The following is a 12,856-nucleotide window of genomic DNA, read 5'->3' on the forward strand; positions in this document are numbered from 1 at the left end:
GTCGCCTGGTTGACATGCGCCAGCACCGCATCGACCGCGCCCTTGCGCACCGACGAACCGTCGATGTCGACGCCGCTCATGCGGGTCTGCGCCGTGAAGGGCACGAAAGTCGCATGCAGCGTGCCCATGTCGCGGGCGCGGATGCCGTACTTCTCCTTGGCAAGCACGACGATCGAGCGGCCTTCCGGCGTCTCGTCGGCGAGCGAGGCAAGCTGGGCGGCATCCGCGAGCTCCTGCTCGTTGACGCCCTTTACCGGACGGAATTCGGTCGCCTGGCGGTTGCCAAGCGTGATGGTCCCGGTCTTGTCGAGCAGCAGCGTGTCGACGTCGCCAGCGGCCTCGACCGCGCGGCCGGACATGGCCAGCACGTTGAAGCGGACCAGGCGGTCCATGCCGGCGATGCCGATGGCCGACAGCAGGGCGCCGATCGTGGTCGGGATCAGCGTCACGAACAGAGCGACGAGGATCGTCATCGGGATGTAGCCGCCCGCATAGGAGGCGAAGCTCGGGATGGTCGCGGTGGCCAGCACGAAGATCAGCGTCATGCCGACGAGCAGGATGTTGAGCGCGATCTCGTTCGGTGTTTTCTGGCGCTCGGCGCCTTCGACCAGCGAGATCATGCGGTCGAGGAAGGTGTGGCCGGAGGCAGCCGAAATGCGCACACGGATCCAGTCGGACAGCACCTGGGTGCCGCCGGTGACGGCCGAGCGGTCGCCGCCGGATTCGCGGATGACGGGCGCGGATTCGCCGGTGATGGCGGCTTCGTTGACGGAAGCCACGCCTTCGATCACCTCACCGTCGGAGGGGATGATGTCGCCGGCTTCGACAAGCACGACATCGCCGACCTTGAGGCTGGTGCCGGGCACCATCTTGAACTTGGTGCGGTCACCGTTGGCGAGCAGCTTGGCCTGGGTTTCGGTGCGCGCCTTGCGCAGCGAGTCTGCCTGCGCCTTGCCGCGGCCTTCGGCGACGGCTTCGGCGAAGTTGGCGAACAGCACGGTGAACCACAGCCAGATGATGATCTGCAGGGTGAAGCCCAGGTTGCCGCCACCGGTGATCAGGTCGCGGACGAAGAGCACCGAGGTCAACAGCGAGACGATGGCGACGACGAACATCACCGGGTTCTTGATCAGCGTGCGCGGATCAAGCTTGCGGAAGGCGCCGCCAATGGCCGGCACGAGGATGCGGGCATCAAGGATGCTCGCGGATTTGGACTGGCTCATTTCGAGGCTCCAGTATCGGTTATGTTGGACGGCGCCGGATGCTCGCTTTTCGGGAGCAGGTGCGGCAGGCCGGTGGCAAGCAGCCAGACCACGAACAGGATGGCCGCCATGCCAAGGAAGGTGGAGAGCGTCGGGAAAGGACGAGGCTTCTCGTCCCCTCCGTCATCGGCCGCGTGCCGATCGTTTCGACGTATGTTGAACCAGGACATCGTCATTTCAGAAGGTCTGCCCATGGATCATCGCCAGATGCTCGACGATCGGGCCGACGGCGAGCGCCGGGAAGAAGGTGAGGCCGCCGACGATGATGATGACGCCAACCAGCAATCCGACGAACAGCATTCCATCCGTCGGGAAAGTGCCGGCTGAAGCGGGCACGGTCTTCTTGGCGGCCAGCGAACCGGCGATGGCAAGCGCCGGGATGATGACCAGGAAGCGACCCATCAGCATGCCGATTGCGAGCGTGATGTTGTACCATGGCGTGTTGCCGTTCAGACCGGCAAATGCCGAACCATTGTTGGCAGCAACCGAAGTGTAGGCATAGAGGACCTCGGAGAAGCCATGCGGTCCGCCATTGCCCATGGCCGCCACACCGCTCGGCAGGACCACGGTAATGGCCGTGAAGACCAGCATCGCCAGCGGCAGGCAGAGGATGGCGAGCATCGCCATCTTGACCTCCTTCGCCTCGATCTTCTTGCCGAGATATTCCGGCGTGCGACCAACCATCAGGCCTGCGACGAAGACGGCGACCACGATGAACATCAGGATGCCGTAAAGGCCAGCGCCGACGCCGCCGATGATGACTTCGCCGAGCTGCATGTTGATCAGCGGGATCATGCCGCCAAGCGCGGTGAAGCTGTCATGCATTGCGTTGACGGCACCGCAGGAAGCCGCCGTGGTGATGACGGCGAACAGCGCTGAGGCGGCTATGCCGAAACGTGTCTCCTTGCCCTCCATGTTGCCGCCGTCGATGCCCAGCGCATGGACCAGCGGGTTGCCCGCGGCTTCCGCCCAGTAGCAGACGACGACACCGGCGATGAACAACACGCCCATCGAGGCAAGGATCGCCCAGCCCTGGCGCTGGTTGCCGACCATGCGGCCGAAGACGTTGGTGAGGGCAGCACCAAGCGCGAAGATCGTCAGCATCTGGATCAGGTTTGAGATCGCGTTGGGATTCTCGAAAGGATGCGCGGCATTGGCGTTGAAGAAGCCGCCGCCATTGGTGCCGAGCATCTTGATGGCGATCTGCGAGGCGACAGGCCCAACCGCGATCGTCTGCTTGGCGCCTTCGAGCGTGGTAGCGTCGACATAGGCGCCGAGCGTCTGCGGCATGCCCAGCCAGACATAGACCAGCGTCAGCACGATGCAGAGTGGCAAGAGCAGGTAGAGCGTGCAGCGAATGAGGTCGACCCAGAAGTTGCCGATCGATTTGCCGGATGCACGGGCGAAGCCGCGGATCAAAGCTATCGCAATGGCAATGCCGGTGGCCGCCGAGGCGAAGTTCTGCACCGTGAGGCCGGCCATCTGCACGAAGTAGGACATCGTGCTCTCGCCGCCATAGTTCTGCCAGTTGGTGTTGGTGATGAAGCTTGCGGCGGTGTTGAACGCCAGGTCAGGCGTTATGGCGGGCATGCCGGCCGGATTGTAGGGCAGCACGCCCTGGACACGCGGCAGGACGTAGAGAACGAGGAATCCGGCGAGGTTGAAGAGCAGCAAGGCGGCCGCATAGGTCGACCAATGCTGTTCCTCGCGCTCATTCGTGCCGGCAACGCGATAAAGCGCCCGTTCCACCGGGACGAGAACAGGCGAAAGAAATGTGCGCTCGCCGTTGAAAACCCGGTACATGTAACCGCCGAGCGGCTTCACGAGCAAAAGCAGGATCCCGCAATAGATGAGGATCTGTATCCAGCCGTTGAGTGTCATGATGTGACTTTCCGTTTCGCCAGGACGATCAGAAGCGCTCTGGACGAATGAGAGCGTAGGTTAGGTAGGCGAGCATGAATACGGTCACTGCGCCGCCAAGAATGTAATCGAGAAGCATGGTATGACCCTTTTGCTCAGATTTTGTCGCAAGCTTTGACGTAAGCAAGAGAAAGGACGAAGAATAAGACTCCGACCCCGAGAACAATGATGTCCATTGGATTTGTTCCTTGTTTTCGCTTGTACTATTTCATGCGGCGCCGATTACAAAAATCATATGCAGCCGCAATAGCCGCCTCGATGGCGGTCAAAGCTTCTGTTCGGCATGAAATATGGACCCGATCGCCATAAAGGTTCGAGACGGGGTCAGCTGGAAAGATATAGGAATTTTATAAAGGTTTTGGGTAACGCCCGGCTGGGAAAATCCCTGCGCATCGGGCCGGCGCAGGTCAGATGCCGCGAATAAAGACGCATATATAAGGCGACTTGGAGTTCCCTCTCGAATTCATATGAAGCGGCCGTTTATCTATGGCGCTGCCATAGCTCGCCAAATTCCGGCGGGCACGAAATCGAGTTCAAGAAATGCACTTCGCACCATTCAGGCTGGCGCCCCGGTTGGGTCAAAGCGTGCCAACCGAATATTTCATACTTGCCGATCCGAAGAACGAGGGCGCGATCATCGGCCGGCTTGCCGACCATCAAATCTCGGAGACGGTGGTCGACGACCACGGCTCCAGTTATCGTTATGTCGGTGTTGCGACCCGGAATCCGAACGGGCGGTACGATGTCGAGGCGCTGCGCCCCGGGGAGTGGATCGTCCAGCCGGGGCTGGTCTATGCTCTCGAAGCCAAGCGGTAAGGGATTCGGATCCCATCCCGCTCTATCCGCGCCGGTAGATCGCAGCCGCCTGCTTGGGCACGTCCGCGCATAGGCCATCGAGAGCGGACAAAGCCTCACGGATCGCTCTTGCCGTTTCGGACTCGGCGGAAACCAGAGGCAAACGGACATCCGGACTGAGCCCCAGCGCTACATGCAGGGCGTACTTCACGGGAACGGGATTGCTTTCGAGCTCAAGCGCCGCAATCAACGGTCGCAGCCGGTGATGGATGGCCCGGGCCTTGTGGGTGTCCTCACGCCTCAATGCATCATGCATGTCCGCGCACAGGCGGGGCGCGATATTGGACACCACCGAAATCGTTCCGCGTCCGCCCATCGTGTTGAAGCCGAATGATGTCGAGTCGTGACCGGACAGACAGATGAAGCGGCGCCTCAGCACCGCCGGCAGCGAGGACTGGCGGGCGAGATCACCGGTGGCATCCTTGATGCCGACAATGGCCGGAAACTGCGCCAGCCTCTCGAGGGCCTCCAGCGACAGGTCGACGCCGGTGCGCGCGGGCACGTTGTAGACGATGATCGGTATCCTGACCCTGCGGGCGACAGCCTCGAAATGCCGCACGATGCCTTCCTGGCTAGGCCGGTTGTAGTATGGCGTGACGATCAGGACCGCGTCCGCGCCGAAGGCTTCCGCGGCGGAGGAAAAGGCGATCGTCGTTTCGGTGTTGTTGGTGCCGGTGCCGGCGATGACGGGGACCCTGCCGCCGGCGACCTTGACGCACAGCGCGATGATGTCGAGACGTTCCTCCCATGACAGGGTCGGTGCCTCGCCCGTGGTGCCGCATGGCACCAGGCCGTTGATCCCCTCACCGATCTGCCAATGCAGCAGCCTCTCCAGGCCCTTCATATCCACTTCGCCGTCCTTGAACGGCGTCACCAGCGCGGTGATGGCGCCGTTCAGGCGCGCCCTGGTCTGATCAAATGTCATGATGATGGAAATCTCCTTGCATTTTCCGGCGGAAGGCATCGTGCGGCGAACACCGCATTTGAGGCCGCGACGACAGCAGCGCCACCAGCACGGCGGCGGCCAGGTCGATATGTTCCGCCTGATGGATACGGGTCGTCGCGTCGCCGTTCGCCGGCTGTTCGCCGATGACGCAAACCCAATTCCCGCCGGACATCGCGATGCTCGCAATCGAGCGGCTTGGCCCGCAGAGCCCGACCAGCAGGACGGCGGCCTCCAGCAACGCACCGTCCTCGACCAGGCGGGCAAACCGGCGCCCGGAGGCGGACGACTTGTCGAGCGACAGGCCGATCGCAGCTTGCCACAACTGGTGGTCCAGCAATCGGCTGACGCAGGCGATGCGCCCGATCAGGACGGATGAATCGGTGTCTTCGCTTTTATCCATGGCCGAAACCACTTCCGGGCCGCCAAGAAGGAAAATCGACAAGATCAGCCGAAGAGCGAAAGGTGGCCGGTGGCAAAACGGACCGCCCCGGCGCGGTGGCCGCTTTCCACCATGGCGAAATGGATCGCCGCCGCCCGGTCGGTGAAAACACCGCCGGAGTGGCCTTGCTCGTCACGTGCAATCCAATGGCCCTCGCCGTCGCGCCCCACGATGAAGCTGTGGAGCGCACTGCCGACGGAGGAAATATGGGAACTGGGCATGTTGGTCTCCTTGATGATCTCTGGACGACCGAAGATCAGGAAACGGACGCCGCGACAGCCGCCGCGGCTAGGATGAAGCCAACGACCAGGAACAGCCGGACGAACACCATCGGTTCCGTCAGGCCGGCGGCAGTCGGATTGTTGTCGGCAGCGCCTCTGGCGTGCTCGACTTCCGATACCGGCAGTGGACGATGGGTCGGCAGGTAGAGTCCCGTGGCGCGGTACATCGCTGGCATCCTTGTTCTCGGTCATCCGCGCCGAAAATTAGAAGCCGAGGCATTTGAATGCGAGACGGGCGAAAAAGGGAAAAAATAAGAAAGTCATATATTTGCCGGGCCAGGAAATTGGGGGGGCCAGGCATGACGCGCTTGCGTGTAAGCCGTTCTTTTCCTGCCAATTGGAAACTGCCCCGGCTACGCTGCCGGCCGCCGGTTCCGTCCAAGGCATTCCTGCTCCAACTGCATGGACGGCGCGGGCACAGCCGCTCGCCGCCGCCGTAGCCGACGAGTTGCACGGATCCCCGTTCGCGAATTGATCTGTGGCTATCTTATGTGCCGTGTTACTTCCTGCATGCCGACTTCAAGCTGGGTTGCGACGCGATTGCATGCAGCAGCGCAGCATCGGCAATTCAGGGGGAAGGACAAAAATGCTCGAAATCGCACCATCGCAACAGGCGGCGACCTGGCTCGGCTCGTTCGGCCGGGCGCTCGAGGCCGGCGACATCGAGGCGGCGACGAGCCTTTTCGCGGAGGATTGCTACTGGCGCGATCTGCTGACCTTTACATGGAATATCAAGACCATGGAGGGGCAGGCCGCGATCCGCGAGATGCTGCAGGCGACGCTGGTAGCGGCCAAGCCCTCGCATTGGCGACTGTCCGGCGAAGCCAGCGTTGACGACGGCATTATCGAAGCCTGGTTCAGCTTCGAGACGGGGGTCGCGCGAGGCGAGGGTATCGTCAGGCTGAAGGATGGCCGCTGCCGGACGCTGTTCACGGCGATGACCGAGCTCAAGGGTTTCGAGGAGCGGAAGGGCCCAGCCCGGCCGCTTGGCATCCGCCACAAGGCCGATCCCAAGCGCGAGACCTGGGCGGAAGCCAGAGCGCGCGAGGCGCGTGACCTTGGCATCCATGAACAACCCTATTGCCTGGTGATTGGCGGCGGACAGGGTGGCATTATGCTCGGCGCCCGGCTGCGACAGCTCGGCGTTCCAACCCTCGTCATCGAGAAGAACGCACGCCCCGGCGATTCCTGGCGCAACCGCTACCGCTCGCTCGTGCTGCACGACCCGGTCTGGTACGACCATCTGCCCTATATTCCGTTTCCGGAAAACTGGCCGGTGTTCACGCCCAAGGACAAGATGGGCGATTGGCTGGAAATGTACACCCGGGTCATGGAGCTGAACTACTGGGTCGCCACAAGATGCATCAGCGCCGCTTATGACGAGGCGGAAAAGGTCTGGACGGCCGTGGTCGACCGCGTCGGCCAGCGCATAACGCTGAAGCCGAAGCACATCGTTTTCGCCACCGGCGCCTACGGGCCGCCACGGCGGATCGAACTGCCCGGCGCTGACAGCTTCAAGGGCGAGCTCTTACATTCCAGCCAGTATTCGACCGGCGAAAAATTCCGAGGCAAACGCGTGGCGGTCATCGGCGCGGCAAGCTCGGGCCATGACGTGAGTGTCGACCTCTGGGAGGCCGGCGCCAAGGTCACCATGGTGCAGCGCTCGCCGACGACGGTGGTGAAGTCCGACACGCTGATGGATGTCGGCTTCGAGATTTTTTCGGAAAAGGCAGTGGCGCGCGGCATCACCACCGACAAGGCCGACATGATCGTCGCCTCGGTCCCGTTCGCGCTGGTGCCGAAGGGTCAGAAGGCGCTTTACGACGTGATCCGGGCGCGCGACGCCGATTTCTACAAGCGCCTCGCCGACAGTGGCTTTGCCATCGACTTCGGCGAGGACGAGACCGGGCTGCTGATGAAGGCGTACCGCACCGGCTCTGGCTACTACATCGATGTCGGCGCCTGTGAGCTGATCCTCAACGGCGACATTGCCGTGAAGAGCGGCGTCGGCATCAAGTCGCTGACGCCTAGCGGCGTCCTGTTCGAGGACGGCAGCGAATTGGCCGTCGATGTGATCGTCTGCTGCACCGGCTATCAGTCGATGAACGAGACGGTAGCGGCAATCGTTTCGCGCGAAGTCGCCGACAAGGTTGGCCCGTGCTGGGGGCTCGGCTCCGGCGTCAAGGGCGATCCGGGTCCGTGGCAGGGCGAGTTGCGCAATATGTGGAAGCCGACAGCGCAGGAGGCGCTGTGGTTCCACGGCGGCAATCTGGCGCTGTCGCGCTTCTATTCGAAATATGTGGCGCTGCAGCTCAAGGCGCGCATGGAGGGCATCAAGACGCCGGTTTACGGCAAGCCAAGCAACGCCTAGGCAGCGAGTTCGCGCCCCCATATCCGAATTGATTGCTTTCAGGTCTCAGCCGGAAGCGGTGCCTTAGATGTGAACGGATGTTCCCTACTGGCGGCGCTCCGGTCCCCTAGAGTCTGGTGGGTAAATTCTGTTCATGCGCCGATTTCACCGTCGGGCGGAGATGGAAATATGCTCACGCTTACCGTCAACGGACAATCGTGCCAGGTCGACGTGCCCGACGAGATGCCGCTCCTCTGGGTGTTGCGGGACCATCTCAATCTGGTCGGCACCAAATATGGCTGCGGCATCGCGCAATGCGGCGTCTGCACCGTGCATGTCGGCGGCAAGCCGGTGCGGTCCTGCCAGCTGACCGTCGGCGACCTCGGCACCCGCGCCGTCGTCACCATCGAAGGCATCGGCAGCACGCCCAATGGCGCCAAGGTGCAGCAGGCCTGGCTGGAAGCCGCGGTGCCGCAATGCGGCTATTGCCAGGCCGGGCAGATCATGTCGGCCACGGCGCTGCTGAACGCCAACCCGCAACCCGACGATGCCGACATCGACGCGGCCATGGCGGGCAATCTGTGCCGCTGCGGGACCTATATCCGCATCCGCCGCGCCATCAAGAACGCCGCCGCCAAATCGGCCTGACCATGAAGAGAGCGATCGGCATTCTTGTTTTGGTCCTGGCCGTTGTCGCATTCGGCTTTGCGGGCTGGCTGTTTCTCGCCCGTGCTCCGATGTCCTTCGCCGGCGGCTCGACCGTGGCGCTCGCCGATTATCACGGCACCGATGTCACCGGTGTTCCCGCTCAGCTTGCCAGCGCCGACCTGGTCAAGCGTGGCGAATACCTCACCCATGCCGCCGACTGCCAGGCCTGCCATACCGCCCCTGGTGGCGCGCCTTTCGCAGGCGGTTTCGCCTTCAACATGCCGTTCGGCACGATCTATTCAACCAATATCACGCCGGACAAGAAAACCGGCATCGGCAATTATACCGACGCCCAGTTCCTGGCGGCCGTGCACAAGGGCATTCGCGCCGACGGCGAGAAGCTTTATCCCGCCATGCCCTATGCCTCCTACAGCTTGATGACGGATGCCGATGCGTTGGCGATCAAGGCCTATCTCTTCACGCTGGCGCCGGTGAACGCGCCGCCGAGGCCGGATCAATTGTCCTGGCCGTTCAACCAGCGCAGCCTGATCACGCTCTGGAACGTGGCGTTCAATGCCGACGAGCGTTTCCGTCCCAACACCGGGCAGAGTCCGCAATGGAACCGGGGCGCGTATCTCGCCGAGGCCATGGGCCATTGCGGCGAGTGCCATACGCCGCGCAACCTGGCTTACGGGCTAGACAATCACGGCAAATTCTCCGGTGCTCTCATCGCGGGCTGGCGTGCGTACAACATCACGAGCGACAAGACTTCCGGCATCGGCGACTGGAGCGACAAGGACCTCCTTGCCTATCTCTCCACGGGCCATGCGAACGGCCATGGCGGCGCGGCCGGCCCGATGGGCGAGGCCGCCGACGACAGCCTGAGCTATCTGCTGCCTGAGGATACCCATGCGCTGGTGGCCTATCTGCGTAGCATTCCGGTTCATGCAAGCGACCTGCCGCGCACCGTCACGAGCGCGGCGCCATCATCCTACAAGGAGGGCGCGGTGGCAGATGCCAATTCGCGTGGCGAGAAGATCTTCGCCGGCGCGTGCGCCTCCTGCCATGACTGGACGGGCGTCAGCCCGGTCACCGGCTTTGCCACGCTGACGGGCGTTCGCGCCGTGAACGATCCCAGCGCCATCAACGTGGCGCAAACCGTCATTAACGGCGTCAACCGAAAGACCGCCGACGGCACGATCTTCATGCCGGCCTTCGGCGATGGCTATTCCGACGACGACATCGCGGCCGTGGCCAATTACGTCACAGCGCGCTTCGGCGCAAAGGGCGCGCATCTGGCCGCCAAGAACGTGGCCGCGCTCAGAGAGCAAGCGGCACAGCAATTGAAGGAGGCTCCCAATGGCTGACTTTGCCCGGTCCGACGCCTATTTCTCGGCGCTCCTGCGTGAGGTCCATTCCGCCCGTGCGGCCAAGCCTCCGATCACGATGGCTCGGCGCACCTTCTTCAAGCTGACCGGCGCAGGTGTCGCCGGGCTGGTGCTGGGCTTCCACCTCGGCGACGCGGCCTTCGCGGCAGAGCCGGCCAATGGCGCCGCTGTTGACACCGGCGACCAGGCGTTGAATGCCTTCATCCGCATCGCGCCCGACAATACGGTCACGATTTATTCGAAATGCCCGGAGATCGGCCAAGGCATCAAGACATCCTTCGGCGTGATCATCGCCGAAGAACTCGACGCGGACTGGAACCATGTCGTCATGGAACAGGCCGACATCAACCCCAAAATCTATGGCAGCCAGGGCGCCGGCGGTTCGACCTCGATCCCGCACGCCTGGAACCAGTTGCGCCAGGCCGGCGCCGGCGCCAAGGCGATGCTGGTCGCCGCGGCCGCGGCGCAATGGGGAGTGGATCCGTCGCAGATTGCAGCCCGGGATTCCCTCCTCACCCATGCCGCCAGCGGCCGTTCCGCCACCTATGGGTCGCTTGCGGCAGCCGCGGCGAAGATGCCGGTGCCCGATCCCAAGAGCCTGAAGCTGAAAGCCCGCGCCGACTACCGGCTGATCGGCAAGCGCTACCGCGGCGTGGACGATCCCAAGGTGGTCAGCGGCCAGCCGCTGTTCGGCATCGATGTCCAGCGTCCCGGCATGGTCTACGCCACCTACACCAAATGTCCGGCGGCGGGCGGCAAGGTCAGGTCCTTCAACGCGGACGAGATCAAGGCGCAGCGCGGGGTGCTCGACGCCTTTGCCTTGGAGGGCACAGGCATGATGGTCGAGGTGATGCCGGGCGTGGCCATCATCGCCAGGGACACCTGGAGCGCCTTCCAGGCCAGGGACAAGCTCGAGGTCGACTGGGACCTCGGCGGGGCGTCCAGGGATTCCACGTCGCAATTCTCGGCGGAGGCCAGGAAGGCAGCGGCCAACCTGCCGCAGAATTTTGACAAGGATGTCGGCGACGTCGACAAATCCTTCGCGAATGCCGCCAAAACCGTCGAGGCCTATTACGAGTATCCCTTTGCCGCGCATGCGGCTCTGGAGCCGATGAACACGACGGCGCACTGGCATGACGGGATCATCGAACTATGGGTGCCGACACAGCAGCCGGATCGCGGCCTGCCGCTGATAGGCAAGGTTGCCGGTGTTGCCCCTGAGCAGGTCGTGATGCACCAGACCCGCGTCGGCGGTGGTTTCGGGCGGCGGCTGGTCAACGACTATGCCTGCGAGGCCGCGGCGATCGCCGTGAAGGTCAACGCTCCTGTCAAGCTGCAATGGAGCCGGGAAGACGATTTCGGCCACGACTTCTACCGACCCGCCGGCTATCACCAGTTCAAGGGCGCGATCGACAAGGCTGGCCGCCTCGACGCCTGGCAGGAGCACTTCATCACCTTTACGGCCGACGGCAAGAAAGAGGCCTCGGGGGCCAACCTTACCGACAACCTCAAATATTCGATCAAGGCGCCCAACCTGCGCCGCGCCAAGACGATGTTCCCGTTGAGGGTCCCCACCGGCGCCTGGCGCGCGCCGGGCGACAATGCGCAGGTCTTTGCCGCGCAAAGCTTCATGCACGAGCTGTCGCTGGCCTCGGGCCGCGACCATGTCGAGTTCCTTCTCGATGCGGTGAACCGGGACGTGCCTGAACTGGCCCCCAAGGACCAGAGCGTCAACTTCAGCCCAAAGCGGGCGACCGACGTCATCAGGATGTGCGCCGAAAAGTGCAGCTGGGGAAAGATGCTGCCGAAGGGCGGCGGGCTGGGCCTTGCCTGGTGCTACTCCCACGCAGGCCATGTCGCGCAGGCCGTCGAGCTCAGCGTCGATGCCGACAAGCGCATCAGGATCGATCGCATCGTGGTGGTGCTCGATGTCGGACCTATCATCGACATGGCCGGCTCCGAGGCCCAGGCGCAGGGCGCTTCGACCGACGCTCTTTCGACCGCCATGGGTCTCAAGGTCAACATAGAGGACGGCCGTATACAGGAGCAGAACTACAACGCCTATCCGATCCTGCGCATGCCGTTCGCACCGATGACAGTCGATGCCTATTTCATCCAGTCGGACAATCCGCCGACCGGGATGGGCGAACCCGCCTTTCCGGCGCTGGCGCCGGCGCTGGGCAACGCGATCTTCGCCGCCAACGGAGATCGGGTGCGCCGGTTGCCGTTGCGCGATCTCGGTTACTCGCTGGCAGCCTGATGGCGCGAGGCCTGCTCAATCGTGCCGGTGCGCGAAATGCCTGACCGCGACCTCGACATGCGTGTGCCCGGGATGTGCCTCGAAGCGTTCTGTCTCGTTGTGGTCGCGTGTTTCGTTAGGCCACCATTTGCCGCCGACCACGATACCGTTGGATACCAGTCGCTGGTCCGAGACCAATGAAGCGCCAATGGCGTCAACGAAGGTGAAACGACCCGGCTGCAGTTTCAGCACCGCGACATCGCCGATGCCGCCAACCTTGAGCGCGCCGAGCTCGGGCCTTGCGATAGCCTCGGCCGGGCGTTGCGTCGTCGCGCGCAGCACCTCGTCCAGCGGCATGCCGAGCGCCAGCAGCTTCGACATGCAGACCAGGATGTCGAAGGCAGGGCCGTCGACGCAGTAGAGATGGACGTCGCTGCTGATCACGTCGGGCGCCAGGCCTTCCGCCAGCATCGCCTTCGCGACCTCGAAGTCGAAGGAGCCCATGCCGTGGCCGATGTCGAAGATGAC

Annotated in this window: 14 protein-coding genes; 5 read left to right on the forward strand and 9 right to left on the reverse strand. The window is 63.3% G+C overall.

Annotated features, from left to right (window positions below):
* From kdpB to kdpF, 4 genes are all read right to left on the reverse strand, one after another.
* The coding region (kdpB, locus tag Q0L57_RS27370; protein ID WP_296746196.1) for a potassium-transporting ATPase subunit KdpB at positions 1 to 1,223 on the reverse strand (1,223 nt) is incomplete at its 3' end.
* Positions 1,220 to 1,456, reverse strand: coding sequence for a hypothetical protein (locus tag Q0L57_RS27375; RefSeq protein WP_296746197.1), 237 nt, complete (start codon positions 1,454 to 1,456; stop codon positions 1,220 to 1,222). The genes kdpB and Q0L57_RS27375, both read right to left, overlap by 4 nt.
* Positions 1,440 to 3,143 (reverse strand): potassium-transporting ATPase subunit KdpA, encoded by a 1,704-nt coding sequence (kdpA, locus tag Q0L57_RS27380; RefSeq protein WP_296746198.1) that lies wholly within the window; start codon positions 3,141 to 3,143, stop codon positions 1,440 to 1,442. Before kdpA ends, Q0L57_RS27375 begins: the two co-directional genes overlap by 17 nt.
* 28 nt (positions 3,144 to 3,171) lie before the next feature.
* Entirely contained in the window at positions 3,172 to 3,261 is a 90-nt protein-coding gene (gene kdpF / locus Q0L57_RS27385) for a K(+)-transporting ATPase subunit F (protein ID WP_296746199.1), read from the reverse strand.
* 461 nt (positions 3,262 to 3,722) lie between these two features.
* Here kdpF and Q0L57_RS27390 point away from each other — a divergent pair, with 461 nt between their 5' ends.
* Entirely contained in the window at positions 3,723 to 3,998 is a 276-nt protein-coding gene (locus Q0L57_RS27390) for a hypothetical protein (protein WP_296746200.1), read from the forward strand.
* A gap of 22 nt (positions 3,999 to 4,020) precedes the next feature.
* On the opposite strand, the gene dapA is transcribed toward Q0L57_RS27390, so the two are convergent.
* The 4 genes from dapA to Q0L57_RS27410 are packed head-to-tail and all read right to left on the reverse strand — an operon-like array spanning position 4,021 to position 5,870.
* A complete protein-coding gene (gene dapA, locus Q0L57_RS27395) occupies positions 4,021 to 4,962 on the reverse strand; it encodes a 4-hydroxy-tetrahydrodipicolinate synthase (protein ID WP_296746201.1) in 942 nt (313 codons plus the stop codon).
* Positions 4,952 to 5,395, reverse strand: a complete 444-nt coding sequence (locus Q0L57_RS27400) for a hypothetical protein (protein WP_296746202.1) — start codon at positions 5,393 to 5,395, stop codon at positions 4,952 to 4,954. The genes dapA and Q0L57_RS27400 overlap by 11 nt, the downstream gene beginning before the upstream one ends.
* 32 nt (positions 5,396 to 5,427) lie before the next feature.
* On the reverse strand, positions 5,428 to 5,643 hold the full coding sequence (locus tag Q0L57_RS27405; RefSeq protein ID WP_296746203.1) for a hypothetical protein: 216 nt from the start codon (positions 5,641 to 5,643) through the stop codon (positions 5,428 to 5,430).
* 35 nt (positions 5,644 to 5,678) lie between these two features.
* Positions 5,679 to 5,870: a hypothetical protein gene (locus Q0L57_RS27410; RefSeq protein WP_296746204.1), complete on the reverse strand. Its 192-nt coding sequence runs from the start codon at positions 5,868 to 5,870 to the stop codon at positions 5,679 to 5,681.
* A gap of 419 nt (positions 5,871 to 6,289) precedes the next feature.
* Here Q0L57_RS27410 and Q0L57_RS27415 point away from each other — a divergent pair, with 419 nt between their 5' ends.
* From Q0L57_RS27415 to Q0L57_RS27430, 4 genes are all read left to right on the forward strand, one after another.
* The gene (locus Q0L57_RS27415) at positions 6,290 to 8,074 is read left to right on the forward strand and encodes an NAD(P)/FAD-dependent oxidoreductase (RefSeq protein ID WP_296746205.1); all 1,785 of its coding nucleotides are present in this window, start codon (positions 6,290 to 6,292) and stop codon (positions 8,072 to 8,074) included.
* A 168-nt stretch (positions 8,075 to 8,242) separates the two neighbouring features.
* A complete protein-coding gene (locus tag Q0L57_RS27420; RefSeq protein ID WP_296746206.1) occupies positions 8,243 to 8,701 on the forward strand; it encodes a (2Fe-2S)-binding protein in 459 nt (152 codons plus the stop codon).
* Between the two features lie 2 nt (positions 8,702 to 8,703).
* The gene (locus Q0L57_RS27425; RefSeq protein ID WP_296746207.1) at positions 8,704 to 10,068 is read left to right on the forward strand and encodes a cytochrome c; all 1,365 of its coding nucleotides are present in this window, start codon (positions 8,704 to 8,706) and stop codon (positions 10,066 to 10,068) included.
* Positions 10,061 to 12,349, forward strand: a complete 2,289-nt coding sequence (locus Q0L57_RS27430; RefSeq protein ID WP_296746208.1) for a molybdopterin cofactor-binding domain-containing protein — start codon at positions 10,061 to 10,063, stop codon at positions 12,347 to 12,349. The genes Q0L57_RS27425 and Q0L57_RS27430 overlap by 8 nt, the downstream gene beginning before the upstream one ends.
* A gap of 15 nt (positions 12,350 to 12,364) precedes the next feature.
* On the opposite strand, the gene Q0L57_RS27435 is transcribed toward Q0L57_RS27430, so the two are convergent.
* Positions 12,365 to 12,856: amidohydrolase family protein (locus Q0L57_RS27435; protein ID WP_296746209.1), on the reverse strand; the 492-nt coding region annotated here is incomplete at its 5' end.

Source organism: Mesorhizobium sp., assembly GCF_024509055.1.
Taxonomy (GTDB): domain Bacteria; phylum Pseudomonadota; class Alphaproteobacteria; order Rhizobiales; family Rhizobiaceae; genus Mesorhizobium.